This window comes from Micromonospora coriariae (assembly GCF_900091455.1).
GTDB lineage: Bacteria > Actinomycetota > Actinomycetes > Mycobacteriales > Micromonosporaceae > Micromonospora > Micromonospora coriariae.
Window position 1 is genome coordinate 1,366,640 of the sequence record NZ_LT607412.1, and the last position, 24,521, is coordinate 1,391,160.

Consider the following 24,521-nt stretch of genomic DNA (forward strand, 5'->3'; position numbering starts at 1 on the left):
CTCCGTTACCGTACGCTGTATATTATGGATACGCTGTACGGTAGCGCACCGCTGCCCGTCTGGGAACGGCCCGAGCCTCAACCGCGGGCGGCGCCGGTGCCACTGAGCCGCGCGAAGATCGCCGCCACGGCGATCCGGATCGCCGACGCACACGGCCTCGACGGGCTGTCGGTACGCAAGATCGCCAAAGAGCTCGGTGTCGGTCCGATGCGGCTCTACGACTACGTGGTCAACAGGTCCGAGCTGCTTGATCTGATGGTCGACGCCGTGTATGCCCAGATCGCCGAGGCCGGCCAGCAATCCGAGTGGCGCTCCACGCTACTGGCCATCGCTCACCGGACCCGCGATGCCGCTCTTGATCATGAGTGGTTCGCCGACCTGCTCGGCGGAAGGCCACACCTGGGACCGCACGCGCTCGCCGTGGGCGAATCGACCGCGGCAGCGCTCAGCCAGGCCCCTGGCGTGCGCGGCATCGACGATCTTCAGCGGGCCCTGGGCGTCCTCAACGCGTTCATCGTCGGAGCGCTCCGCAGGGAGATCACCGAGCGACGCACCGCCCGTTCCACCGGCACCGACGTGTCCGCCTGGCAGGCCGCCCTCGGGCCCTACCTGACACGCATGCTCGAAACAGGCCGCTACCCCACGGTTGCCCGGCTCGTCATCGACGGCGCCCACCTCAACGCCGAGGAGACCTTCCACCACAACCTGATCACCATCCTGGACGGCTTCACCACCCGTCCCCACACGTGAGCCGGTGCTCGCAGGCCAGCACCGGCCGAAAACGCTAGTCGCCGTCGACGCGGCGGTCGCGCTTGCGCTGGGACTGGCGCTTCTTCTCGGCCAGCCGGCGCTCCTTGGCCCCTCGGGACGGGCGCGTCGCCCGGCGCGGTGGAGGCGGGGGCGCCGCGGCCTCGCGCAGCAGCGCGGCCATCCGCTCGCGGGCCGCCTCCCGGTTGGCAAGCTGCGCCCGGTGCTCACTGGCGGCGATCGTCAGCACCCCGTCCACCAGGCGGTTGGCCAGCCGGGCCAACGCCCGGGACCGGACCGACTCGGGCACGGCCGGCGAGTTGGCCAGGTCGTAGCTCAGCTCGACCCGCGAGTCGGCGGTGTTCACGCCCTGCCCACCGGGCCCCGACGAGCGGGAGAAGCGCTCCCGCAGCTCCCCGGCAGGGACGACCCACCGGTCGGTCACCCGCAGTCCGTCGTCCACGCCCCGAGGCTAACCCGCACCGCCGCTCCCGAGGTCACCGGTGCGGTGGTTCACTCTGCGTCGCCGACGGGCTGGGCGCCGGGCCCGCGGTCTCATCGTCCGAGCCGACCGCCGCGTACGCCACCGCGCCGACCAACAGCAACACCACGATGCCCACCTTCGTCGCGGCGACCCGGATGAGCAACCAGGCGAGCTTGCGTAACCCCGGAACACTCGCCTTGGTCTTCTGATAATCGTCCCAACCTCGCCGGGCGCGGGCATAGGCGGCACCAACGACGCAGCCGACCAAGATTCCAACAGCCAGCATGGCGGACAGTGCAGGACGCTCCACCTCAGCCAGTATCCATACCGAGCGTGATATTTCCATGGCCCGATGCTGTCGGGCCGGATATCCGACAGTGGTGGCGATCCCACGGCGCCCCGCAGGGTTGTCCGGGCAGCTCAGCCGCCCTTGCCGATGATCGTGTCGGCGGTTTGCTGCACCTGCTCGATCGGGATGGCGAAGCCGATACCGATCGATCCATTTCCGTCGATGGTGGCGATCGCGGTGTTCACCCCGACCACCTCCCCGCGGGCGTTCACCAACGGCCCGCCCGAGTTGCCGGGATTGATCGACGCGTCGGTCTGCACCGCGCTGTGCCGGTTGTTGCCCAACCGCACCTGACGGTCCAACGCGCTGACGATTCCCGCGGTCACCGTCCCGGACAGACCCAGTGGCGAGCCCACCGCGAGCACCGGCTCACCGACCCGCGTGGCACCCGGCTTGGCCAGCGGTAACGGGGCGAGCCCGGCCGACGCCGGCACCTTCAGCACCGCCAGGTCGCTACGCGGTTCCCGGCCGACCACCTCGGCGGCGTACCGGCGACCGTCGGGCAGCTCCACCGTCACCGGTCCGCCGCCCCCCTTGGCCAGGATGTGGTCGTTGGTGATGAGGTGCTGCTCGTCGTCGACGGCAAAGCCCGAACCGGTCGCCGACGAGCCGTTCGCGCCGCCGGCGAGCACCGACACCACGCCGGGTACGGTCCGCTCGGCGGCGGTGACCAACTCCGCCGGCACCGGGGCTGCGGACGCCGCCGCCTCGCCGGGAGCGCCGTCCCGCCCGGCCACCACGCCACCGGCCACCGCGCCCGAGACGGCGGAGAGCGCCACCACCGCCAGCGCGGCGAGCAGTCGGCCCGGTCGACGCCCGCCGGGATCCCGCCCGTTGCCGGACGGGTCCCAGAACCCGCGGCCGTCCGGGTCGAGTTCCGGCGAGATGAACCAGGGACCGCGCGGTTCGCCCAGTCCGGTCTGCACTGCCATGCGTACTCCTCACGGTCGAAGTCCGTTGCGCGCGGGGGTCAGGGAAGCCGGGAGAACCAGCGCATCGAGCCGGCGGCGGCACCCATCGCGAAGACCAGTCCGAGGCCGATGAACCGGGCCGAGACGTCCTGCCGTTCGGTGCGGTAGCCGACCGAACTGCCGATGTCGTCGTAGACGGCACGCAGTTCGTCGGTGGTGCTGGCCTCGTGGAACATCCCGCCGGTCTCGTCGGCGACCGCCTTGAGGGTCTGCCCGTCGACCGGCACCTGGATCGGCCGCCCGCCGCGGTCCACGAACCCGGACGGGGTGCCGAACGAGATGGCGTGCACCGGCACCTCCGCCGCCACCGCGTCCGCCGCCGCCTCCATCGGGTCCATCCCGGAGGTGTTCGCCCCGTCGGAGAGCAGGATGATCCGCGCCGGCGGGGTCTCCGTGGCAGCCTGGCTGTCCAGGCCCTTGACCGCACCGAGCGAGGTGTTGATGGCCTCGCCGATCGCGGTGCCCTGCACCCCGGTCACCCCCTCGGCGAGCCGACCGATCCCCTCCTCGAGGGCCTCCCGGTCGGTGCCGGGCGGCACCAGCACGGCCGCGCTGCCGGCGAACGCGACCAGACCGACGTTGAACTCCTCGGGCAGGCCGTCGACGAAGCGCCGCGCCGCCTGCTTCGCCGCGGTCAGCCGGTCCGGGTCGACGTCGGTGGCGAGCATGGAGGTGGACACGTCCACCGCCACCATCACCGTGGCGCGTTCCCGGGGCACCTGGACCTCGGCGGTCGGCCGGGCGAAGCCGACCACGAGCAGCGCCAACATGGCCAGGAACAGCCCGGCGGGGACGTGTCGGCGCCACGCCGGCCGCTCCGGAGCCACCCGATCCAGCAGTCGCAGGTTGGTGAAGCGGACCGCGTACCGGCTGCGTCGGCGCTGCATCAGCAGGTACGCGACGACCAGGGCGAGCACGCCGAGCAGCAGCCAGAGTCGCAGCGGCGACTGCCAGATCACGCGACACCTCCCCGGACGACTCCCGCCGGCGCGGCGGCCAACCGGCGCTGGGCGTGCACGTGCCGGACGATGTCCGCACTCCAGTCCCGATCGGTGCGCAGCGCCAGGTGGGTGGCTCCGCTGCGCCGCAGCGCCTGCTGGACCTGGTCACGCTGGGCGGCGGCGGCCGCGGCGTACCGCTCGCGCAGCCGACGGTCCGATGTGCACACCTCGCGCCGGCGGCCGGTCTCCGGGTCGACCAGCGTGATCAGGCCGACGTCCGGCAGCTCCAGCTCACGCGGGTCGGTCACCTCGATGCCCAGCACCTGGTGCCGGACGCTGAGCCGGCGCAGGGTCCGCTCCCAGGGCGGTGGCTCGTCGGGATCGTCGGGCAGGCCGTCGAGGAAGTCGGAGACCACCACGACCAGACCGCGCCGGTTGGCGACCCGGTGCAGGGCGTCGAGCCCGTCCGCCAGCTCCGGCGGCCCGACTGGCACCGACACCCCGACCGACGGACCGGGCCCCTCGGCGGAACCGGTGCCACGGGGCGCGGCCAGCAGCGCGCGGAGCAGGCCGAGCAGGTGGGTACGCCCACTGCGGGCCGGGAAGCGCCGGACCCCGTCGGCGCGCAGCACCTGAGCGCCGAGCCGGTTGCCGACGCCGGCGGTCAGGAAGCCGATCGCGGCGACCGCGGCCACGGCCAGCTCCCGCTTGTCCAGCTCAGCGGTGCCGAACTCCATGCTGGCGCTGGCGTCGACCAGCAGCCAGGTGGTCAGTTCCCGGTCGGCGTCGACCTGCCGGACGTGCGGCACGGCGGTCCGGGCGGTCACCGCCCAGTCCATCCGGCGGACCTCGTCCTCGCCCGGCCGGTACTCGCGACTGCCGGCCGGTTCGCTGCCCGGCCCGGGTAGCAGGCCGCGGTACTGGCCGTGCAGCAGGCCGTTCAGCCGGCGGGTGACGGTCAGCTCCAGGCGGCGCAGCCGCTGGTCCGGAGCCAGCTCGGCGAGGCCGGGATCGGCCGGCGCGGCGACGACGCGCCTCATGCCGCCGCCAGATCGGGGGCCTGCTGCGGGTGGCTGTCGGCCAGTCGGGGCGGTGGCACCGCCTCCACCAGCCGGCGGACCACGCCCTCAGCCGAGACACCGTCGGCCACCGCGTCGAAGGAGAGCACCAGCCGGTGCGCGAGGACGTCCACCGCCAGCTCGCGGACGTCCTCAGGCAGCACGTACTCCCGTCCGCGCAGCAGCGCCCGGGCCCGGGCGGCCGCGACCAGGCCGAGGGTGGCCCGCGGGCTGGCCCCGTACGCCAACAGTGGCGCGATCTCCGGTAGCCCGAACCGGCCCGGGTCGCGGGTGGCGAGGATGAGCCGGACCACGTACTCGGCCAACGCGTGGTGGACGAAGACCCGCTCGGCGTGGGCCTGGAGGTTCTGCAGCCGTTGCGCGTCGAGCACCTGGCGCGGGCTCGGCCGGTCGGTGCTCATCCGGTAGAGGATCGCCAGTTCGTCGGCGTCGCTCGGGTAGTCCACCACCACCTTCATCAGGAACCGGTCGCGCTGCGCCTCCGGGAGCTGGTAGACCCCCTCGGACTCGATCGGGTTCTGGGTGGCCAGCACCAGGAACGGCGCCGGCACCGGCCAGCTGCGCCCACCGATGGAGACCTGCCGCTCCGCCATCGCCTCCAGCAGCGCCGACTGGACCTTGGCGGGGGCCCGGTTGATCTCGTCAGCCAGCACGAGGTTGGCCATGATCGGGCCCAGTTCGATGTCGAAGGTCTCCTTGGAGGCCCGGTAGATCCGGGTGCCGACGATGTCGGAGGGAACCAGGTCCGGGGTGAACTGGATCCGCGAGAAGGTTCCGCCGACCACGGTGGCGAGGGTCTGCGCGGCCAGCGTCTTGGCCACGCCGGGGACCCCCTCAAGGAGGCAGTGTCCGTTGGCGACCAGGGCGGTGAGCAGCCGTTCGACGAGCCGATCCTGCCCGACGATCACGCGTTTGACCTCGAAGAGGGTCTGTTCCAGCTCGACGCCGGTCGGCTCGGGATCGACCGAGCTGGGCATGCTGGCCAGGGTGTCCGAGATGTCCGTCACGGTGCTTGCTTCCCGGGCGGCAGCCCGGCAAACGTCGGATTATCAGCGCCGAAGTGCCCGATGACACCCCGGCTGGGGATGAACTGTCCGGTCGGGTGACAACGACCCCGGTACGGCACGAGCCACGCGGACGGCGGCAGACCGGGTGCAGGGCGAAGCCGCCGGGCGGGCCGGCGGCTTCGTCGGGACAACCCGGGGTGCCGGCCCTTGTTCCACCGGGCCGGCACCCGGACCGTCAGGGAGTGTGGACGACCAGGTGGAAGCCCAGGTCCGCGGCGACCCCAGCCGAGTTGCGGGTCTGCACGAAGACCCCGTTCGGCGTGCTGAGCCGGCGCGCCACCGAGATCTCGCCGGCGGCAGGGATGCAGCAGGCGTCAGCGCGGCCGATGGTCGCCACGAAGATGCCCGCTGTGACGACGTGACCGAACTGGACCTCGTACTGGCCGACGCCGTACTTGATGACTGTGCCGACGCCGCGTGCCTTGGTGCCGTTGGCGTTGACGACCACGATGCTCGTGCTGGCGGCGAGTGTGGTTGCCGCACCGGACTTCAGGGCGGCCTTCGCCTTGCGTGCGGACTCCGCCGTCACCGGCGGCTGGGCGTTCGTGCCGCGCGCCGCAGGCTGGACGGTCTCCGCCGGCGCCTTCGCCGTCGGCTGGGCGACGGCGATCCCGCCGCCGGCCAGGCTCAACCCCAGGACAGCGAACGTGACCGCCGCCGCCTTACGTCGGAAAGATGTGCTCATGACAGGTCCCCCTTGTGTGACCGTGCGAATTCGGCCGACCCGCGGGGCGGGACGGATGACTGCCTGTAATAGTTGGACGACGCCCGATGAAACCGGAGGAAGCAATCTCACGCGCACCTGGTGAGGTCGATTTCTCAACGATCTACGTCCGGCTTGAGCTGGGATTACTACTCAGAGTGGCGTCGTTTAGGCCAGATGGAACGTAGCATCAGAAAAAGCCGAACGTCAATAGTTGATCTCGCATTATCGAGCTGTCGGCCAGCCGTCAGATAATTGTGAAATGTGAGAGCACCACCATTCATGAAAATGGCTCCGCGAGTTCCCGCTAGGCTCACCGTCATGATCGTCGACGCCCCGCCCGCACCGGCTCGACGCCGCGCTGACCGGATCGGCGCGGTGCTCTGCTGGCTGGCGGTCGCACCGACGGGCGCCTGGGCCGCCGCCCGGCTGGCCGGCCTGGACCGGGGACCGCTGGTGCAGGCGCTCGCCTTCACCCCGTACGTCGCGGGCTGGAGCGTGCTGGCGCTGACCCTCGCCCTCGCCCTACGGCGCTGGTGGCCGGCGGCGGTCGCGGCACTGGCCGCGGCGGCGCTCCTCGGCGTGGTCGCACCCCGGGCCCTGGCCTCGCCGCAACCCGCGACAGGCGGTCCCACAGTGCGGCTACTCACCGCCAATCTGCTCGCCGGCTCCGCCGACGCGCGGACGCTGGTCGAGCTGGTCCGGCGGCACCGGGTGGACGTGCTCACCGTGCAGGAGTTCACCCCGGACGCGCAGGCCGCCCTGGAGCGGCTCGGCCTCGACCGGCTGCTGCCCCACCGGCAACTCAACGCGCAGATCGGCACGCCCGGCTCCGGGCTCTACTCGCGCTGGCCGATCACCGACGCCGGCGTCCGGCACAACCGCGGCGGCTGGGGCTTCAGCCAGGCGTACGGCACGCTGGCCGTCCCCGGCGCGCCCCCGGTCCGCGTCGAGTCGGCCCACCCCTCGGCGCCGTACGCGCTGGACCAGGTCGGCGCCTGGCGCGCCGACCTGACCGCCCAGCCACCGGCCACTCCGGACGGTGGCCTGCGGATCCTCGCGGGGGACTTCAACGCCACCCTCGACCACGGACCGCTACGGGCCCTGCTGCGCACCGGCTACGTCGACGCCGCCGACGCCACCGGAGCGGGGCTGACCGGCACCTGGGGCCCGTACGACGGCGACCTGATCCCGCCGGTCACCATCGACCACGTGCTGGTCGACCGCCGGATAGCCGCCCAGACCGTGACCGTGCAGGACCTACCCGGCACCGACCATCGTCCCGTGCTGGCCACCCTCCGCCTCCCCGCCGCCTGACCCCGCCACCAGGCGCCCCACCGCGCCTCAGCGGCCGTTCGGCGTCCCGTGTGCGCCGGCTGGCGTGTTAGTAGGGGGCCCTTCCTCTACCGCAGGCGTTAACAAGGTGCCCTTCCTTACCCCGAGGCCGTAGGTGAGGGCGTCGACGAGGGCGTGCCAACTGGCCTCGACGACGTTGGGGTGCACGCCCACGGTGGTCCAGTCCCGGCCGCCGCCGTCGGCGGTCTCCAGCAGCACCCGGGTAACGGCGCCGGTGCCGTGGCTGCCCTCCAGGATGCGCACCTTGTAGTCGGCCAGCTCGAAGTCGCGCAGCTGCGGGTAGTGCCGGGCCAGCCCCACCCGCAGCGCCTCGTCCAACGCGTTGACCGGACCGTTGCCCTCGGCGGTGGCGATCACCCGCTCGCCGCGTACCCGGATCTTGACGGTCGCCTCGGAGACCACCGCGCCGTCCTCGCGGTGCTCGACCAGCACCCGGTACGACTCCAGAGTGAACGGCCGGGCCGGGCCGCCCTCCGGCAGCTCCGAACGGACCAGCAGTTCGAAGGAGGCGTCCGCGGCCTCGAAGGACCAGCCGCCGGCCTCCAGCTCCTTGACCCGGTTGGTGACCCGGGTCAGCGCCTCCGGCTGGCCGGCCAGGTCCAGGCCGAGCTCACGACTCTTGAGCTCGACGCTGGCCCGGCCGGCCATCTCGGTTACCAGGATCCGCATGTCGTTGCCCACCACCGACGGGTCCACGTGGTTGTAGAGCAACGGGTCGACCTTGATCGCACTCGCGTGCAGCCCCGCCTTGTGAGCGAAGGCGGCGGCCCCGACGTAGGCCTGGTGGGTGTCGGGGGCGATGTTGGCGATCTCGGCGATGGCGTGCGAGACCCGCACCATCTGCGCCAGGCAGCCCTCCGGTAGGACGGGCATGCCGAGCTTGAGTTGAAGGTTCGCGACGATCGCGAAAAGGTCCGCGTTGCCGGGGCGTTCGCCGTACCCGTTGGCGGTTCCCTGGACGTGGCGGACCCCCGCCTCGACTGCGGCGATGGTGTTGGCCACCGCGCAGGCGGTGTCGTTCTGGGCGTGCATGCCGAGCAGTCCCGCGTCGATCCCGAGCCGGTCGGTCAGGTCGGCGATCACGGCGGTCACCTGGGACGGCAGCATGCCGCCGTTGGTGTCGCAGAGCACCATCCGCTCCGCGCCGGCGGCCAGCGCGGCCTGCACCACGGCAGCGCCGTACGCCGGGTCGTGCCGGTACCCGTCGAAGAAGTGCTCGCCGTCGACGAAGACGCGCCGGCCCTCGGCGACGAGGTGGCTGACGGTGTCGTGGATCATCGCCAGGTTCTCCGCGCCGGTGGTGCGCAGCGCCCGCTCGACGTGCCGGGTGTCGGCCTTGGCGACCAGCGCCACCGCCGGGGTCTGCGCGTCCAGCAGGCCGCGTACCTGAGGGTCGTCGGCGACCGCCACACCGGCCTTGCGGGTGGCGCCGAACGCGACAAGCACAGCGTGCCGCAGATCCAGCTCCGTGCGTGCCCGGCGGAAGAACTCGGTGTCCTTGGGCACCGCGCCCGGCCAACCGCCCTCGATGAAGCCGACGCCGAACTCGTCGAGCAGCCGGGCCACCGCCAGCTTGTCGACCACCGAGTAGGTGAGCCCCTCGCGCTGGGCACCGTCGCGCAACGTCGTGTCGTAGACCTGGAACGTCATCAGGATCCTTTCTCGGAGCAACAAAAAGACCCCCCGCGGATGCGGGAGGTCTGCGCGCTCGGCGGAGGGAGGGCCGGCGCGCTAGGTCGCAATAATCAGGGCGGTGCTGGTCACGATCGCTACTCTGCCACCGCTCCCCTGGTTTTGGGAGGAACAATCCACATGGCGGGACGGTCACACACGGTTGCCACTATCCGGGCCCTCCTCCAGCCTCGGACACAACCCACCGCTCGTGATCGGCTTCACAAGTCACCTGCCCGCCCACCGGCGAAAACTCGCCTACGGAAGTATCTGGAACCAATCCAGTTACCGGCCCCTGTGCCGCTCCCGAGGAGGACCCTTGCTCACTGTCGGTGATCGCTTCCCCGAGTACGAACTCACCGCCTGCGTGTCCCTCGACGCCGACAAGGCGTTCGAGACGCTCAACCACAAGTCCCACGAGGGCAAGTGGCGCGTGGTCTTCTTCTGGCCGAAGGACTTCACCTTCATCTGCCCGACGGAGATCGCCGAGTTCGGCCGGCTCAACGGCGAGTTCGCCGACCGGGACGCGCAGGTCCTGGGGGCGTCGGTGGACAACGAGTACGTCCACTACGCGTGGCGCAAGGACCACCCGGACCTTCGGGAGCTGCCCTTCCCGATGCTCAGCGACATCAAGCGCGAACTGGCCGCCGCCTGCGGCGTGCTCGGCGAGGACGGCGTGGCCCAGCGCGCGACGTTCATCATCGACCCGAACAACGAGATCCAGTTCGCCATGGTCACCGCCGGCTCGGTCGGCCGCAACGTCTCGGAGGTGCTGCGGGTGCTCGACGCACTGCAGACCGACGAGCTGTGCCCGTGCAACTGGAACAAGGGCGGCGAGACCCTCGACGCCAGCGCGCTCCTCGCCGGCGCCGGAGCCTGACCATGGGTCTGGACGCGATCAAGGCGGCCCTGCCCGAGTACGCCAAGGACATCAAGCTGAACCTGGGCTCCACCGTCGGCACCTCCACGCTGACCCCGGTCCAGGCCTGGGGCACCGCGTTGGCCTGCGCGGTGGCCGCCCGCAACCCGATGGTGCTGCGCGAGATCGCCGCCGAGGCGCCCGGTCACCTCACGCCGGAGGGCGTCGAGGCGGCCAAGGGCGCGGCGGCCATCATGGCGATGAACAACATCTACTACCGGGCCAAGCACCTCATCGGCGACGAGCAGTACGCCTCGATGCCGGCCCGGCTGCGGATGCAGATCATCGCCCGGCCGGGCGTGGACAAGGGCGACTTCGAGCTCTGGTGCCTCGCCGTCTCGGCGATCACCGGCTGCGGGGTGTGCCTCGAGTCGCACGAGAAGACGCTGCGCGGCAGCGGCTTCACCCGCGAGCAGGTCCACGAGGCGCTGCGGATCTCCGCAGTCGTGCACGCCGCTGCGGTCACCCTGGACGCCGAGGCCGCGCTGGCCTGAGCAGGTACGCCCCGACGGGCCGACGCCGCACCGCGGTGTCGGCCCGTCGCTGTTTCCGGCCCCCGGCGACCGGGTAGCTCCTGCGGGGACGCACTCACCTACGCCGTGAGCATCGGCGACAGTCAGGAGTGAACGGCATGGAAAGGATCGACCCGCACGCGACCCACGCCGAGCCGGAGCCGCAGCGCGGAGGCGACCAGGGCACAGTGCCCGGCGGCGCCCCGGCTGGCGCCTTCGACCCCTGGCGCTACCGCGACCAGGCCGGGGTGGCCGACGCCGACCTGGTCGGCTACATGGTCGACGCCACCGACGGCGGAATCGGCAAGATCGACAGCGCCAGTCACGAGGTGGACGGCAGCTACCTGGTGGTGGACACCGGCCCCTGGATCTTCGGCAAGAAGGTGATGCTGCCGGCCGGCACGGTCAACCAGGTCGACCACGACAAGCGCGTCGTCTCGGTGGACCGGACCCGCGACCAGATCAAGGCCGCCCCCGAGTACGACGAGACCAGCCACAGCGACCCGAACTACCGCAACCAGCTGGGTGGCTACTACGACGAGACGTACGGCGCGCTCCCGCCCGGCACCGCGCGATAAACCGCTCGGACCCGACGGCCGGTGGGGCGTTGTCCCGCCGGCCGTTACCGTGTCAGCGTGGACGCCATCGAGGACAACCGACACATCTCGCTGCCCGCGACCTTCAACTTCCGCGACGTCGGTGGCTACCCCGGCCACGACAACCGCACCGTGCGCCGGGGACGGCTCTACCGCTCGGACTCACTGCACCGCCTCACCGAGAGCGACCGGGACACGTTCACCGCGATCGGCATCCGCACGGTCATCGACCTGCGCCGCCCGCAGGAGGTGGAACGGGACGGCCGGGTGCCGTCGTACCAGGGGCTGACCTACCGGAACATCCACCCGGAGCACGTGGAGTGGGGCGAGCAGCCGTACCGCGAGGGCGACAGCCTGGCGCGCTACCTCGCGGACCGGTACGCCGCCCTGGCCCAGACCGGCACCGCCGGGTTGGCCGAGGCGATCGGGCTGATCGCCGACTCGGCCAACGCCCCGGTGGTGGTGCACTGCGTGGCCGGTAAGGACCGCACCGGCATCGTGTGCGCGCTGACCCTCGCCGTGCTGGGTGTCGACGACACGGACATCGTCGCGGACTACGCCCTCACCAACGAGGCGTCCGCCCGGTTCGGCGCCTGGCTGGCCGAGACCACCCCGGGCGGGCTGGACCATGTGCCGGCGCCGTTCCTGGCCTCGCCCGCCGAGGCGATGGAGCTGTTCCTCGCCGAGCTGCGCGAGGGGTACGGCTCGGTGGAGAGCTACCTGCGTCACGCCGGAGTCACCGACGAGCAGCTGGACGCCCTCCGCCACCACCTACTCGACTAGCCCCCTGCCACCCCGCCCCGTCCCCCGCCCGCCCCGCCCGCCCGCCCCTGACCTCGTCGATCTAGGGCAGATCGCTGTCAGTGGATCTCCATCCACGACGATCTGCCCTAGATCGACGGCGGGGGGGCGCGCGGGGAGCGCGGGGGGGTTAGAGGACTCGGCGTACCCAGTTCTGGGGGTCGGTGGCCTTGCCTCGTTGGATGTCGACGAGCTGCTGGCGCAGGGCCATGGTGACGCGGCCCGGCTCGCCGCCGCCGATCAGGAACTCGCCGTCGGGGAAGCGGACTCCGCCGATCGGGGTGATCACCGCGGCGGTGCCGCAGGCGAAGACCTCGCGGAGCCGTCCGCTGGCCGCGTCGGCCTGCCAGTCGGCGAAGGTGACCGGCCGCTCCTCGACCCCGTGCCCGGCTGCGCCGGCCAGCGTGAGGACCGCGTCGCGGGTGATGCCCGGCAGGATCGTGCCGGTCAGTGGCGGGGTGACCACCGTGTCGTCGTCGTAGACGAAGAAGACGTTCATGCCGCCCAGCTCGTCGACGAAGCGGCGCTCCACCGCGTCCAGGAAGACCACCTGGTCGCAGCCGGCCTCGATGGCCTCGGCCTGGGCCGCCAGTGACGCGGCGTAGTTTCCGCCGCACTTGGCGGCGCCGGTGCCGCCGGGCGCGGCCCGGGTGTAGTCCGGCGAGACCCAGACGGTGACCGGCTTGACCCCGCCGCTGAAGTACGCCCCGACCGGCGAGGCGATGACCATGTAGAGGTACTCGTTGGCCGGACGGACACCGAGGAAGACCTCGCTGGCGAACATGAACGGCCGCAGGTAGAGGCTGCCGTCCTCGCCGGTGGGGATCCACTCCCGGTCGATCTCGATGAGCTTGTGCAGCGAGTCGACGAACACCTCCGGCGGCAGCACAGGCATCGCCATCCGCTGGGCGGAGGTGGCGAAGCGGGCCGCGTTGGCGTCCGGCCGGAACATCGTCACGCCACCGTCGGCGGTCCGGTACGCCTTCAGCCCCTCGAAGATCTCCTGCGCGTAGTGCAGCACCGCGCTGGCCGGGTCCATCGGGATCGGCCCGCGCGCCTCCACCCGGGCGTCGTACCAGCCCTTGCCGTCGGCGTAGCGGACGGTGACCATGTGGTCGGTGAAGACCCGTCCGAACCCGGGATTGGCCAGCAGGGCGGCCCGGTCGGTGGCGGATACCGGCGCGGGATTCGGACGGATCTCGAAGTCGAGCTTGTCACCACCGCTCATCGCGCTGACCTCCCTGCGGGACAACGGCATGCGGGATCGCACACCGACATGGTTGTGCCAGAAACTTACCCCGAACGGTCGTTCAGCGGGTAGCGCCGCTCGGGGCATGGACGACCCCGGATGTTTGCTCGCCGGCGCGCGGCCGTGGGTGGGTCAGGCTACGGCGTGGGCGGCGAGCCGGTCGCCGACCTCGGCGGTACGCAGCGCCACGCCCGGGATCCGGCCGGCCAGCTCGGCGGCGACCGCCGCGTTGACCCGGGCCGCGGCCTCGGCGTGCCCGAGCTGCTCCAGCAGCAGCGCGGCCGAGAGCACAGCGGCGACCGGGTCGGCGACGCCCTGCCCGGCGATGTCCGGTGCCGAGCCGTGCACCGGCTCGAACATCGAGGGGTACGCCCCCTCGGGGTTGATGCAGCCGCTGGCGGCCAGCCCGATCCCACCGGTGACCGCGGCGGCGATGTCGGTGAGGATGTCGCCGAACAGGTTGTCGGTGACCACCACGTCGTAGCGCTGCGGCTGGGTGACCAGGAACATCGCGGCCGCGTCGACGTGCTGGTACTCGGTCGCGACGTCCGGATGCTCGGCGGCGACCGCGTCGAAGGCGCGCGCCCAGAGCGACCCGGCGTGGGTGAGAACGTTGGTCTTGTGCACCAGGGTGACCTTGCGCCGCTCCCGGCGGCCGGCCCGGACGAACGCGTCGCGGATGACCCGCTCCACGCCGTGCCGGGTGTTCAGGCTCTCCTCGGTGGCGACCTCGGCGGGCGTGTCGCGATGCAGCGAGCCGCCGGCTCCCGCGTAGAGCCCCTCGGTGCCCTCACGCACCACCACGAGGTCGACTTCGCCCGGCTTCACGTTGCCCAGCGGGCCTGCGACCCCGGGCCAGAGCCGGGACGGGCGCAGGTTGACGTACTGGTCGAAGGCGAACCGGAGTTTGAGCAGCAGCCCCCGCTCCAGCACTCCGGGCGGGACCGTCGGGTCGCCGACCGCGCCGAGCAGGATCGCGTCGTGGCCGGCCAGCTCGGTCAGCACCGAGTCGGGCAGCACCTCTCCGGTACGGTGCCAGCGGGCCGCACCGAGGTCGTACTCGGTGGCCTGCACGCCGGGCAGCACGGCGTCGAGGACCTTGCGGGCCTGCGCGACCACCTCGGGCCCGATGCCGTCCCCGGCCACCACCGCGATCCGCGCCACGCCCGCACTCCTTCGTTCGACTGCACCGTCGCCGCAACGGTACGTCTCTGTCCCGCCTCCCGGTACGCGGCTTCCAAGATGTGGGAAACCGCGATACACAGCACCCTCTCAGGCGGGACTCATGTGGCGGTCATCTCCGCTGCCTACCGTGGGAGTCAGCGGGTCACGGGGGCCTGCGAACCGGGGTCGTCGACGACGCGATCCCAACTGCGAGGGGGCAGATGCCATGCGCATCGACGAGCAGCCGCGGACCCGCTGGCCGGACCTGTCGGCGTTCCGGAACCGCCGGCCGGACCTCCGGCTCGGCAGCCGGCGGCAGCGAATCGATCCGGCGGCCGCCAGCCAGGGCCGGATCGCCGTGCAGCACACCGTGCGCACTCCGACGGCCGAGTACACGCTGCTGCTCAACGCCCCGGAATGGCTCGGCCGCCGGGGCGTCGGCGAGGCACTGCGGGACAGCGTCGCGGAGCTACGCGCCATTGATCTCACCTACGGTCCGAACCGGCCGGAGAGCCTGGTCTCGAGGCTGCGCCGGGGCGAGATCAGCCCCGACTCGTACCCCCCGCTGGCCGACCTGGTGGACCGCTGCACGGCGATGCGCGCCGCCACCGACGGGTGGTTCGACGCCTGGTCGGTGCCGGGCGGCTTCGACCCGGGCGGCCTGCTCGGCGGCTGGGCGGTGGAGCGCGCGGCCGCACGCCTGCGCGCCGCGGGCATCCACGACTACGCCGTGCTCACCGGCGCCGACCTCGTGGTCCGCGGCCGCGCGCCGCACGGCGGGCCGTGGCGGGTGGCGGTGCACCACCCGACCGCGCCGGAACGCGCGCCGCTGGTGCTGGAGATGACCGCCGGCGCCGTCGGCACGTCCGGGGTGACCGGACGACAGGGGCACGTGGTGGACCCGCACACCGGCGAGCCGGCCAACCACCTCGTCGCCGCCACGGTCGTCGGCCCCGACCTGACGGTGGCCGACGCCTACGCCACAGCGCTCTACGCCGCCGGCCAAACCGGGTTGGCCTGGTTCCGCGGCGGCTCGGACTATCGCGCGCTCTTCGCCCACCGGCGCTGAGCGCGATCGGCCCCCACAGCCTCGGCAACGGCCGTGGGGGCCGGTCAGCGACGAGTGCGCGTGGCTCGCACAATCGAGGGGTGCGGACCGGTCGGGGCCGGACGTCGACCGCGCCACCCGAAGACGGGCCGACGCCGCGAACTCGGCCAGTGACCGCAGTCGGTACGCTAGCGAATCGACGCAACTCGACGCAAGAGTCTCCACAGCGGACCGTCGCGGCCGGGGCTTGGCAGATCAGTGATTGGCCTGCGGCGAGGCAGTTTCGACATGGTGAACGACTGATGGCACGCTGTCCGCCGTGAGTTTCGATCTGAGCGTGTGGGCCCTGGAGGACGGGGCGACGCCCGAGGACGTGCGGGCCGCGGTCGAGGGTTGCCGGCAGGGGCGGCACGTGGACCGTTACCCGGACCCTCGAGTGGTGGCCTTCTACCGGGCGATCACCGCCTCGTACCCGGACCGGCACCCCGGCCCGGACAGCCCGTGGGCGGTGGCGCCACTGCACGCCGCCCACGACCATGTCGAGCTGAACCTGCATCCGACCTGCGCGGACCAGGTGCTGCTGGACATCGAGCGGCTGGCCGGCGAGCACGGGCTGATGCTGTTCGACCCGCAGGACGGCTCGGTCTACCCGCCCCCGGCCCGGCTGCCCGGCTGATCCGGCCCGGGCGGCAGGCAACCCGACCCCCGGGTACGACAAGGGGCCCAGCGGATCGCCGGGCCCCCCGTGGTGCTGCCGTGACTACTCGTCGCGCAGGTCCGCCGCGCTGGCCGCCGTCGCGCCGATCGAGTCGGCCGCCGAGGTGAGCAGGTCCGCGCCGAGCGCCTGGTCGACGGTGAGCGTCATCAGCGTCTCGCCACCCGCCTCGCGCCGGGCCACCTGCATCGCGGCGATGTTGATGCCCGACTCGCCGAGCAGGGTGCCGACGGTGCCGACGACGCCGGGCCGGTCGGCGTAGCGCAGGAAGAGCAGGATGCCCTCCGCGCCGATCTCCACGTCGAAGCCGTCCACCTCGGTCAGCTTCAGGACGTCGCGAGCGCCGGAGTGGGTGACCGTGCCGGAGACGCTGACCGTCCGGCCGTCCGGTAGCGCGCCACGCACAGTTACCAGGGTGGGCTGCTCGGCGGTCTCGGCCAGGCTGGCCAGGGTGACCTCGACGCCGCGCTCGGCTGCCAGGTGCGGGGCGTTGACGTAGGTGACCTGCTCCTCGACGACGGAGCTGAACAGGCCCTTGGTGGCGGCGAGCTTGAGCACCGACACGTCGTGGCTGACGATCTCGCCGCGGACCTCGACCGTGACGCTGGCGGCGACACCGCCGGCGACCGCGGTGAAGGCACGGCCGAGCTTCTCGGCCAGCGGGAGCAGCGGCCGCACGTCCTCGGCGACCACGCCACCGGCCTGCACGTTGACCGCGTCCGGGACGAACTCGCCCTGCAACGCCAGCTTCACGCTCCGGGCCACCGCCAGGCCGGCCTTGTCCTGCGCCTCGTGCGTGGAGGCACCCAGGTGCGGGGTGGCCACCACGTTGTCGAAGGCGAACAGGGGCGAGGAGGTGCAGGGCTCCTTGCTGTAGACGTCGACGCCGGCACCGGCGACCCGGCCCTCGGCGATGGCGTTCGCGAGCGCCTGCTCGTCGACCAGACCGCCGCGGGCGGCGTTGACGATGCGCACGCCCGGCTTGACGATCGCCAGTTCCTTCTCGCCGATCAGGCCCACCGTCTCGGGGGTCTTCGGGAGGTGGATGGAGATGAAGTCGCTCTCCCGCAGCAGCTCCTCCAGGCCCACCAGGCGTACGCCGAGCTGCGCCGCCCGGGCCGGCTGGATGTACGGGTCGTACGCGATCAGCCGGGTGCCGAACGCGGCGATGCGCTGCGCGAAGAGCACCCCGATGCGGCCGAGCCCGACCACGCCGACGGTCTTGCCCTGCACCTCGACGCCTGTGTACTTCGACCGCTTCCACTCCCCCGCCTTGAGCGCTGCGCTCGCGCTCGCGGTGTTGCGGGCCACGGCGAGGAGCAGAGCGACGGCCTGCTCCGCGGCGGAGACGATGTTCGAGGTGGGCGCGTTGACGACCATGACGCCCCGCGCGGTCGCGGCCGGCACCTCGACGTTGTCCAGCCCGACGCCCGCCCGGGCGACCACCTTGAGTCGCGGTGCGGCGGCGATCGCCTCGGCGTCGATCTGGGTCGCGCTGCGCACGATGACGGCGTCGGCCTCGGAGAGCGCCGAGAGCAGGGCCGGACGGTCGGTGCCGTCGACGTGACGGACGTCGAAGTCGTGGGCGAGCACCTCGATGGCGGCGGGGGCGAGTTCTTCGGCGATCAGTACGACAGGATTCATCGGTCCTCGTAGAGGTCGTGTTTACGATCGGCGCGGGCGGCAAGGCGCCGCACTGCGCCCTGCGCTGATCCGTACCGTGGCCGTCAGGTGCGGGCTGCGCACCTACCCGCGATCGTAGGGGCCCCGCTGGTCGGCATGTTCCGGTCTTCGGGGTGAGGGCCCTCACACGCCGGGTCGGACGCCGGACATCGCCCGTTCACCCGACCGTCACTGTTGCTCCGGCCCGCCTCCACACGTCGTCCGACGCTGGCCGAGGCGTTGGTCACCCGGTCTCAGCAGGTGAGCGGCCGGGCTGCACGACCCGGCCGTGGACGTGGACGTGGGCGTCCAACATCGGGTGACGAAACGCGCGAGGACCGCCCGGCCGTGTCTGGACGGCCGGACGGTCCCCGCGGCGACGTCAGGCGGTCTCGGTGATCGGGCGGTCGACCCAGCTCATCATGCCGCGCAGCTTCCGGCCGGTCTCCTCGATCGGGTGCGCCGCACCCTCGGCCTGCCACTTGGTGAAGTTGGGCCGGCCCGCCTCGTCCTCGGCGACCCACTCGCGGGCGAACTCGCCGGACTGGATCTCCCCGAGGATCTTGCGCATCTCGTCCTTGACGCGGGAGTCGATGACCCGCGGGCCACGGGAGAGGTCGCCGTACTCGGCGGTGTCGGAGATGCTGTACCGCATCTTCGCGATGCCGCCCTCGTACATGAGGTCGACGATCAGCTTCAGCTCGTGCAGGCACTCGAAGTAGGCCACCTCGGGGGCGTAGCCCGCCTCGGTGAGCACCTCGAACCCGGTCTGCACCAGCGCCGCCGCGCCGCCGCAGAGCACCGCCTGCTCGCCGAAGAGGTCCGTCTCGGTCTCCTCGGTGAAGGTGGTCCGGATCGCGCCGGCGCGGGTGCCGCCGATCCCCTTGGCGTACGCGAGGGCGAGCGCGAGCGCGTTGCCGCTGGCGTCCTGCTCGACGGCGACCAGGCAGGGCACGCCCTTGCCGTCGGCGTACTGGCGGCGGACCAGGTGGCCGGGGCCCTTCGGGGCGACCATCGCCACGTCGACCTCGGCCGGCGGCTTGATCAGTCCGTACCGGATGTTGAAGCCGTGGCCGAAGAAGATCGCCTTGCCCGGGGCGAGGTTCGGGGCGATCGACTCGGTGTACAGGGCACGCTGGGCGGTGTCCGGCGCGAGCACCATGATCACGTCGGCCTCGGCAGCGGCCTGCGCCGGCGTGAGGACCCGCAGGCCCTGCTCCTCGGCCTTGGGACGGCTCTTCGAGCCCTCCGGCAGACCGATCACCACGTCGACGCCGGAGTCGCGCAGCGACAGCGCGTGGGCGTGGCCCTGGCTGCCGTAGCCGATCACCGCGACCTTCTTGGCCTGGATCAGGCCGAGGTCGGCATCGTCGTCGTAGTACACCTCAACGCTCATGAGAGTTCCCTTTCGTACGACGGCCGGGGCGGCCCGTCGTGGTCTGTGCGGATGGGTCAGGCGGCCCGCAGCGCGGGACCGGCGGTGATCGAACGCGAGCCGCGCCCGATCGCCACCAGCCCGGACTGGACCATTTCCTTTATGCCGAAAGGCTCGAGGTCGCGCAGCAGCGCGTCGAGCTTGTCCGGGGTGCCGGTGGCCTCGATGGTCAGCGTGTCCGGTGCGACGTCGACCACCCGGGCGCGGAACAGGTTGACCGTCTCCAGCACCTGGGTCCGCGCGGACCGGTCGGCGCGGACCTTCACCAGCAGCAACTCCCGGGCGACCGAGACCTGCGGGTCCAGCTCGACGATCTTGAGCACGTTCACCAGCTTGTTGAGCTGCTTGGTGACCTGTTCCAGCGGGGACGACTCCGCGTTGACCACGATGGTGATCCGGGAGACGTCCGGGTTCTCGGTCTCACCGACGGCGAGGCTGTCGATGTTGAATCCGCGCCGGGAGAACAGGCCGGAGACCCGGGCGAGCACGCCCGGCTTGTTCTCCACGAGCACGGACAGGGTGTGCATGGTCATGCCGCGACCTCGCTCCGCTCGGTCGTGCCCTGACCATGCGCAAGGCTGAGCTTGCTGATTCGTTCGCTGTGCTCACTCATGTCAGATGTCATCCTCGTCGAAGGCCGGGCGGACGCCCCGGGCGAACATGATCTCGTCGTTGCTGGTGCCGGCGGCGACCATCGGCCAGACCATGGCGTCCTTGCCGACCACGAAGTCGATCACCACGGGGGCGTCGTTGATCTCCATGGCGGCGGCGATGGTCTTGTCCACGTCATCGGCGTTCTCGCAGCGCAGCCCGACGCAGCCCAACGCCTCGGCGAGCTTCAGGAAGTCGGGGATGCGGTGCTTGTGGGTGCCGAGGTCGGTGTTGGAGTAGCGCTCGTTGTAGAACAGCGTCTGCCACTGCCGGACCATGCCGAGGTTGCCGTTGTTGATCACGGCGATCTTGACCGGGATGCCCTCCAGCGCGCAGGTGGCCAGCTCCTGGTTGGTCATCTGGAAGCAGCCGTCGCCGTCCACCGCCCAGACCACCGTGTCCGGCTTGCCGACCTTGGCGCCCATCGCCGCCGGCACGGCGTAGCCCATCGTCCCGAGCCCGCCGGAATTCAACCAGGTGTGCGGCTTCTCGTAGGAGATGAACTGCGAGGCCCACATCTGGTGCTGGCCCACCCCGGCCACGTAGATCGCGTCCGGGCCGACGATCTCGCCCAGCCGCTTGATCACGTACTGCGGGGAGAGCGTGCCGTCGGCCGGCTCGTCGTAGCCCAGCGGGTAACGGTTGCGCAGATCGTCGAGCTGGGTCCACCAGTCGCCCAGGTCGCTGTCGTGCCCGGCCGCCCGCTCGACGGTCACCGCCGCGATCAGCTCGTCGATGACGTGCCGGGCGTCGCCGACGATAGGCACGTCCGCGTGCCGGTTCTTGCCGATCTCCGCGGGGTCGATGTCGGCGTGCACAACCGTCGCGTCCGGGGCGAACGAGTCCAGCTTGCCGGTGACCCGGTCGTCGAACCGCGCACCCAGCGCGACGATCAGATCCGCCTTCTGCAGGCCGTAGACCGCGGCGACGGTGCCGTGCATGCCGGGCATCCCCAGGTGCTGCGGGTGCGAGTCGGGGAACGCGCCGAGCGCCATCAGCGTGGTGACCACCGGGATGCCGGTCAGCTCCGCCAGCCGGCGCAGCCCGTCGGTGGCACCGGCCTTGAGCACCCCACCACCCACGTAGAGCACCGGTCGGCGGGCGCCGGCCATCAACCGGGCCGCCTCCCGGATCTGCTTGCCGTGCGGGTGCAGGGTCGGCCGGTAGCCGGGCAGCCCGAGGGTGGGCGGCCAGGCGAAGGTCGTCGGCGCCTGGAGCACGTCCTTGGGGATGTCGACCAGCACCGGGCCGGGCCGGCCCGTGCTGGCCAGGTGGAACGCCTCGGCCAGCACCTGCGGGATCTCCTCGGGGTTCTGCACGAGGAAGTTGTGCTTGGTGATCGGCAGGGTGATGCCCTGGATGTCCGCCTCCTGGAAGGCGTCGGTGCCGATCGACGGGCGGGCCACCTGGCCGGTGATCGCCACCATCGCCACCGAGTCCATGTAGGCGTCGGCGATCGGGGTGACCAGGTTGGTCGCGCCCGGGCCGGAGGTGGCGATACAGACACCCACCTTGCCGGTGGCCTGCGCGTAGCCGGTCGCGGCATGACCGGCGCCCTGCTCGTGGCGGACCAGGATGTGCCGGACGGTGGAGTCGTAGAGCGGGTCGTACGCCGGCAGGATCGCACCGCCCGGGATGCCGAAGACGACGTCGACGCCGAGCGCCTCCAGGGACCGCACGAGCGAGCCGGCGCCGGAGACCTGCGCCGGAGCGGGTGTCCGTACCGCCGGGACGGCCGGGGTGGCCGCGGTGCGCGCGGCGGTGGAGTCGACGTCGCCGGCCGGCTCGGCGCCCGCGCGGGCGCGCCGGGCGGTGTGGGCGAGGGTCTCTGGCGTGGGTCTCGTCATGGCGGTTCTGGCCTTCGGCTGGAATGGCTGGGGCTTGTCAAGCGAAGCGACGCGGGCGGGGCCCGCCCCGACAGGTTCCGATGGCAATAAAAACGGCCCTCGTGCAGATGCACGGGGCCAGCGCACTCTCGATGAGGGAGAGTGCGCTCAGGTAAGTACTCGCGACCGGTACGACGACATGTGGCTAAGCCTGACGCATCTCACGCGATGAGTCAACTGATCCCACATGTTGGTTAACGGAGCGCGGCGAGTCGGGCGGCGACGCGCCCTCGGCAACCGGAATGACCTGCCCGGACCCCCCGGAGACCCGGCGTGGCGTGGGCACCGGGGTGGGCCGCGCACCCGGCGAGGTGGCCGCCTCCAGCATCGCCTCCAGGTGCTCGGCGGGCACGCCCCAGCCGAAGAGCGCGCCCTGACCGAACCGGCAGCCGGCGGCCACCACCGCGGCCAACTCGGTGGGGCTGGTCACCCCCTCGGCGATCACCTCCAGCCCCAGCTGGTGACCCAGTCGCATGACGATGTCGACCATCGGCGCGAACGCCGGACCGTCCGCGCCGACCGGGCGGACCGGCTCGTGCTCGGCGACCAGACTGTGGTCGATCTTCAGGATGTCGATCGGCAGCCGGCGCAGCTGCCCCAGCGAGGAGTAGCCGGCGCCGAAGTCGTCCAGCGCGATCCGGACACCGGTCAGCCGCAACGCGGTCAGCCGCCGGATCAGCTCGTCCAGGTCGGTGGCGACCGCGTGCTCGGTGACCTCCAGCACCAGCCGCTGCGGCGGCACGTGGTGGGCGCGCAGCGCCTCGGCGACCTGGACCACGTACTCCGGGGCGTGCAGCTCACGCCGAGAGACGTTCACCGAGACCCAGACGTCGTGCCCGTCGGCCAGCCAGCGGGAGAGCTGGTAGCAGGCCTGGTGCAGCACCCAGGCGCCGAGGGTGGCGATCATGCCGCACTCCTCGGCCAGCGGGATGAACTCGTCCGGGCGGACGTTACCCAGCTGGGGATGGTGCCAGCGGAGCAGCGCCTCGGCGCCGACCGGCCGCACCGACGGCAGCGAGGCCACCGGCTGGAAGGCCAGCCGCAGCTCGTCGCGCTCGATGGCGCCGCGCAACTCGTGCTCCAGCGTGGTGCGCCGACGCAGCAGCTGGTCGTACGTGGCGTCGTAGCGCTCGATCCGGTTCTTGCCGCGCTGCTTGGCGTAGCGCAGCGCCAGGTCGGCATGGCGCAGCAGCAACTCCACGTCCGGCTCGCCGGCCCACCCGGCCACCCCGATGCTCACCGAGAGGAAGACGGGCCCTTCGGGCTGGTCGTACGGCCTGTTGAGCACCCCGAGCAGCCGCTCGGCGACCCGATCGGCGTCGGCCGGCCGGCCCCCCATGAGCACTGCGAACTCGTCACCGCCGAGCCGGGCCGCCACGTCGCCGGGGCGCAGGTTGCCGCGCAGCCGCCGGCCCACCTCGGCCAGCACGGCGTCGCCCACGTCGTGGCCGCGCATGTCGTTGACGTTCTTGAAGCCGTCCAGGTCCAGACCGAGCAGCACGCACGGGGTGCCCGCCGCCGCGCTGTCGTGCAGCGCACGCAGCAGCCCGCGCCGGTTGGCCAGCGCGGTCAGCGGGTCGGTGTGCGCCAGCTCGCGGAAGTGCGCCTCCCGCTCGGCCAGCCGGCCGGCGTAGTTGCGGACGTCATTGAGGGTGAGGTACTGCCGGGCCACCAGGGCGAAGCCCTCCACGCTGCCGGCGACGATGCCCGCCGCGGTGAACCGGCCGTCCTGCAGGAGGTGGTACATCGCCGAGGCGGCCATCGCCAGCATCGGGGCGATCGCGTACTCGCCGTCGCGACCGATCAGGTCCAGGTCGACCTGACCCGGCCGGTCGGCGCGAAGCACCGCGAGCGCGACGGTCAGCAGACCGGCGGCGAGCACCGCCGCGCCGGTCAGGGCCATGCTCGGCCCGGCCTGGCAGAGCCCGGCGGCGAGACCCAACCCGCCGCAGGCCACCGCGCTGATGCCCGCGCCGAGTGCGGCGAGCCGGCGACGCGGGGCGGCAGCCCGGAAGACGACGATCACGCAGAGCCCGGCGCCGAGCGCGGCGCTCACCGTGGCCAGCAGGATCGCCGGGCAGGCCATCGGGGTGGCGGCGCCGAGCAGCCGGGTGGGCTCGGAGAAGAGCACCCAGCCGACGAACCACAGCGCCGCGGCCATGATCAACCCGTCCAGGGCGAGCCGGGCGGTCCCCGCCGCGGTGGCCGCCAGCCCGGGCAGCCGGAGCAGGCCGGCGGCGAAGGCCAGCGCGCTCACCGCCGTGCCGATCGCCACCACAGTGGCCCAGCCGGTGCGCTGTCCCTGCTCGTGCGCCCAGTGCTCGCCGGTGACGAGCACTGTCGCCACCCCGGCCAGGAGGCTGAGCAGGGCGGTGCCGGCGGCAACCGCGAGCAGCACGTGCGCCGGGCGGCGGGGCCCGGTGCGCCGCCGGGCGATCACGGTCAGCAGTGCGGCGGCGGCAATGGCGACGAGCCCGCTCAGCGCCGCCACCGCGACCATGCCCGGGGGGAAGTG

23 protein-coding genes are annotated in these 24,521 nt (G+C 72.1%); 8 read left to right on the forward strand and 15 right to left on the reverse strand.

Annotated features, from left to right (window positions below):
* The first annotated feature begins 24 nt into the window (after positions 1–24).
* A complete protein-coding gene (locus GA0070607_RS06325) occupies positions 25–750 on the forward strand; it encodes a TetR/AcrR family transcriptional regulator (protein ID WP_172899167.1) in 726 nt (241 codons plus the stop codon).
* A 34-nt stretch (positions 751–784) separates the two neighbouring features.
* Here the strand turns inward: GA0070607_RS06325 and arfB are convergent, their stop codons facing one another.
* The 7 genes from arfB to GA0070607_RS06360 form a co-directional block, all read right to left on the reverse strand.
* Positions 785–1,210: an alternative ribosome rescue aminoacyl-tRNA hydrolase ArfB gene (arfB, locus tag GA0070607_RS06330; protein WP_089017330.1), complete on the reverse strand. Its 426-nt coding sequence runs from the start codon at positions 1,208–1,210 to the stop codon at positions 785–787.
* 34 nt (positions 1,211–1,244) lie between these two features.
* The gene (locus GA0070607_RS06335; RefSeq protein WP_231930877.1) at positions 1,245–1,577 is read right to left on the reverse strand and encodes a flagellar basal body-associated FliL family protein; all 333 of its coding nucleotides are present in this window, start codon (positions 1,575–1,577) and stop codon (positions 1,245–1,247) included.
* Between the two features lie 74 nt (positions 1,578–1,651).
* Positions 1,652–2,512: a S1C family serine protease gene (locus GA0070607_RS06340; RefSeq protein WP_089017332.1), complete on the reverse strand. Its 861-nt coding sequence runs from the start codon at positions 2,510–2,512 to the stop codon at positions 1,652–1,654.
* A 38-nt stretch (positions 2,513–2,550) separates the two neighbouring features.
* On the reverse strand, positions 2,551–3,510 hold the full coding sequence (locus tag GA0070607_RS06345) for a VWA domain-containing protein (RefSeq protein ID WP_089017333.1): 960 nt from the start codon (positions 3,508–3,510) through the stop codon (positions 2,551–2,553).
* The gene (locus GA0070607_RS06350) at positions 3,507–4,532 is read right to left on the reverse strand and encodes a DUF58 domain-containing protein (RefSeq protein ID WP_089017334.1); all 1,026 of its coding nucleotides are present in this window, start codon (positions 4,530–4,532) and stop codon (positions 3,507–3,509) included. Before GA0070607_RS06350 ends, GA0070607_RS06345 begins: the two co-directional genes overlap by 4 nt.
* On the reverse strand, positions 4,529–5,578 hold the full coding sequence (locus GA0070607_RS06355; protein WP_089017335.1) for an AAA family ATPase: 1,050 nt from the start codon (positions 5,576–5,578) through the stop codon (positions 4,529–4,531). The genes GA0070607_RS06350 and GA0070607_RS06355 overlap by 4 nt, the downstream gene beginning before the upstream one ends.
* A 235-nt stretch (positions 5,579–5,813) precedes the next feature.
* Complete coding sequence (locus tag GA0070607_RS06360) at positions 5,814–6,323, reverse strand: hypothetical protein (protein ID WP_089017336.1); 510 nt, start codon at positions 6,321–6,323, stop codon at positions 5,814–5,816.
* A 396-nt stretch (positions 6,324–6,719) separates the two neighbouring features.
* Between GA0070607_RS06360 and GA0070607_RS06365 the strand changes: the two genes are divergently transcribed.
* A complete protein-coding gene (locus GA0070607_RS06365) occupies positions 6,720–7,658 on the forward strand; it encodes an endonuclease/exonuclease/phosphatase family protein (protein ID WP_231931111.1) in 939 nt (312 codons plus the stop codon).
* A gap of 27 nt (positions 7,659–7,685) precedes the next feature.
* Here GA0070607_RS06365 and cimA read toward each other — a convergent pair whose 3' ends face one another.
* On the reverse strand, positions 7,686–9,347 hold the full coding sequence (gene cimA / locus GA0070607_RS06370; RefSeq protein WP_231930879.1) for a citramalate synthase: 1,662 nt from the start codon (positions 9,345–9,347) through the stop codon (positions 7,686–7,688).
* A gap of 340 nt (positions 9,348–9,687) precedes the next feature.
* Between cimA and GA0070607_RS06375 the strand changes: the two genes are divergently transcribed.
* From GA0070607_RS06375 to GA0070607_RS06390, 4 genes are all read left to right on the forward strand, one after another.
* On the forward strand, positions 9,688–10,248 hold the full coding sequence (locus GA0070607_RS06375; RefSeq protein WP_089017338.1) for a peroxiredoxin: 561 nt from the start codon (positions 9,688–9,690) through the stop codon (positions 10,246–10,248).
* A 2-nt stretch (positions 10,249–10,250) separates the two neighbouring features.
* Positions 10,251–10,781, forward strand: coding sequence for a carboxymuconolactone decarboxylase family protein (locus tag GA0070607_RS06380; RefSeq protein WP_089017339.1), 531 nt, complete (start codon positions 10,251–10,253; stop codon positions 10,779–10,781).
* Between the two features lie 137 nt (positions 10,782–10,918).
* Positions 10,919–11,377, forward strand: a complete 459-nt coding sequence (locus GA0070607_RS06385; RefSeq protein WP_089017340.1) for a PRC-barrel domain-containing protein — start codon at positions 10,919–10,921, stop codon at positions 11,375–11,377.
* Between the two features lie 57 nt (positions 11,378–11,434).
* A complete protein-coding gene (locus GA0070607_RS06390; protein ID WP_231930881.1) occupies positions 11,435–12,178 on the forward strand; it encodes a tyrosine-protein phosphatase in 744 nt (247 codons plus the stop codon).
* Between the two features lie 148 nt (positions 12,179–12,326).
* On the opposite strand, the gene GA0070607_RS06395 is transcribed toward GA0070607_RS06390, so the two are convergent.
* Together GA0070607_RS06395 and GA0070607_RS06400 are read right to left on the reverse strand one after the other, a co-directional pair.
* Complete coding sequence (locus GA0070607_RS06395) at positions 12,327–13,424, reverse strand: branched-chain amino acid aminotransferase (RefSeq protein WP_089017342.1); 1,098 nt, start codon at positions 13,422–13,424, stop codon at positions 12,327–12,329.
* 153 nt (positions 13,425–13,577) lie between these two features.
* The gene (locus GA0070607_RS06400; protein ID WP_089017343.1) at positions 13,578–14,609 is read right to left on the reverse strand and encodes a 3-isopropylmalate dehydrogenase; all 1,032 of its coding nucleotides are present in this window, start codon (positions 14,607–14,609) and stop codon (positions 13,578–13,580) included.
* A gap of 226 nt (positions 14,610–14,835) precedes the next feature.
* On the opposite strand from GA0070607_RS06400, the gene GA0070607_RS06405 reads away from it, so the two are divergent.
* Together GA0070607_RS06405 and GA0070607_RS06410 are read left to right on the forward strand one after the other, a co-directional pair.
* Positions 14,836–15,678, forward strand: a complete 843-nt coding sequence (locus tag GA0070607_RS06405; RefSeq protein ID WP_089017344.1) for an FAD:protein FMN transferase — start codon at positions 14,836–14,838, stop codon at positions 15,676–15,678.
* 298 nt (positions 15,679–15,976) lie between these two features.
* On the forward strand, positions 15,977–16,333 hold the full coding sequence (locus GA0070607_RS06410) for a hypothetical protein (RefSeq protein WP_089017345.1): 357 nt from the start codon (positions 15,977–15,979) through the stop codon (positions 16,331–16,333).
* 84 nt (positions 16,334–16,417) lie between these two features.
* Here GA0070607_RS06410 and serA read toward each other — a convergent pair whose 3' ends face one another.
* The 5 genes from serA to GA0070607_RS06435 form a co-directional block, all read right to left on the reverse strand.
* Positions 16,418–18,016 (reverse strand): phosphoglycerate dehydrogenase, encoded by a 1,599-nt coding sequence (gene serA, locus GA0070607_RS06415; RefSeq protein WP_089017346.1) that lies wholly within the window; start codon positions 18,014–18,016, stop codon positions 16,418–16,420.
* Positions 18,017–18,416: 400 nt separating this feature from the next.
* Entirely contained in the window at positions 18,417–19,430 is a 1,014-nt protein-coding gene (gene ilvC, locus GA0070607_RS06420) for a ketol-acid reductoisomerase (RefSeq protein WP_089017347.1), read from the reverse strand.
* 56 nt (positions 19,431–19,486) lie between these two features.
* Positions 19,487–20,002: an acetolactate synthase small subunit gene (ilvN, locus tag GA0070607_RS06425; protein WP_089017348.1), complete on the reverse strand. Its 516-nt coding sequence runs from the start codon at positions 20,000–20,002 to the stop codon at positions 19,487–19,489.
* 81 nt (positions 20,003–20,083) lie between these two features.
* On the reverse strand, positions 20,084–21,967 hold the full coding sequence (locus tag GA0070607_RS06430; RefSeq protein WP_089017349.1) for an acetolactate synthase large subunit: 1,884 nt from the start codon (positions 21,965–21,967) through the stop codon (positions 20,084–20,086).
* A gap of 184 nt (positions 21,968–22,151) precedes the next feature.
* Positions 22,152–24,506, reverse strand: a complete 2,355-nt coding sequence (locus GA0070607_RS06435) for a putative bifunctional diguanylate cyclase/phosphodiesterase (RefSeq protein ID WP_408630895.1) — start codon at positions 24,504–24,506, stop codon at positions 22,152–22,154.
* Positions 24,507–24,521: the final 15 nt, after the last annotated feature.

Excerpts from the sequence above, each read along its gene's own strand:
- GA0070607_RS06325 (WP_172899167.1), top strand. The coding sequence starts at position 25 with ATGGATACGCTGTACGGTAGCGCACCGCTGCCCGTCTGGGAACGGCCC.
- GA0070607_RS06335 (WP_231930877.1), bottom strand. The coding sequence starts at position 1,577 with ATGGAAATATCACGCTCGGTATGGATACTGGCTGAGGTGGAGCGTCCT.
- GA0070607_RS06340 (WP_089017332.1), bottom strand. The coding sequence starts at position 2,512 with ATGGCAGTGCAGACCGGACTGGGCGAACCGCGCGGTCCCTGGTTCATC.
- GA0070607_RS06350 (WP_089017334.1), bottom strand. The coding sequence starts at position 4,532 with ATGAGGCGCGTCGTCGCCGCGCCGGCCGATCCCGGCCTCGCCGAGCTG.
- GA0070607_RS06360 (WP_089017336.1), bottom strand. The coding sequence starts at position 6,323 with ATGAGCACATCTTTCCGACGTAAGGCGGCGGCGGTCACGTTCGCTGTC.
- cimA (WP_231930879.1), bottom strand. The coding sequence starts at position 9,347 with ATGACGTTCCAGGTCTACGACACGACGTTGCGCGACGGTGCCCAGCGC.
- GA0070607_RS06380 (WP_089017339.1), top strand. The coding sequence starts at position 10,251 with ATGGGTCTGGACGCGATCAAGGCGGCCCTGCCCGAGTACGCCAAGGAC.
- GA0070607_RS06385 (WP_089017340.1), top strand. The coding sequence starts at position 10,919 with ATGGAAAGGATCGACCCGCACGCGACCCACGCCGAGCCGGAGCCGCAG.
- GA0070607_RS06395 (WP_089017342.1), bottom strand. The coding sequence starts at position 13,424 with ATGAGCGGTGGTGACAAGCTCGACTTCGAGATCCGTCCGAATCCCGCG.
- GA0070607_RS06405 (WP_089017344.1), top strand. The coding sequence starts at position 14,836 with ATGCGCATCGACGAGCAGCCGCGGACCCGCTGGCCGGACCTGTCGGCG.
- serA (WP_089017346.1), bottom strand. The coding sequence starts at position 18,016 with ATGAATCCTGTCGTACTGATCGCCGAAGAACTCGCCCCCGCCGCCATC.
- ilvC (WP_089017347.1), bottom strand. The coding sequence starts at position 19,430 with ATGAGCGTTGAGGTGTACTACGACGACGATGCCGACCTCGGCCTGATC.
- ilvN (WP_089017348.1), bottom strand. The coding sequence starts at position 20,002 with ATGACCATGCACACCCTGTCCGTGCTCGTGGAGAACAAGCCGGGCGTG.
- GA0070607_RS06430 (WP_089017349.1), bottom strand. The coding sequence starts at position 21,967 with ATGACGAGACCCACGCCAGAGACCCTCGCCCACACCGCCCGGCGCGCC.
- GA0070607_RS06435 (WP_408630895.1), bottom strand. The coding sequence starts at position 24,506 with ATGGTCGCGGTGGCGGCGCTGAGCGGGCTCGTCGCCATTGCCGCCGCC.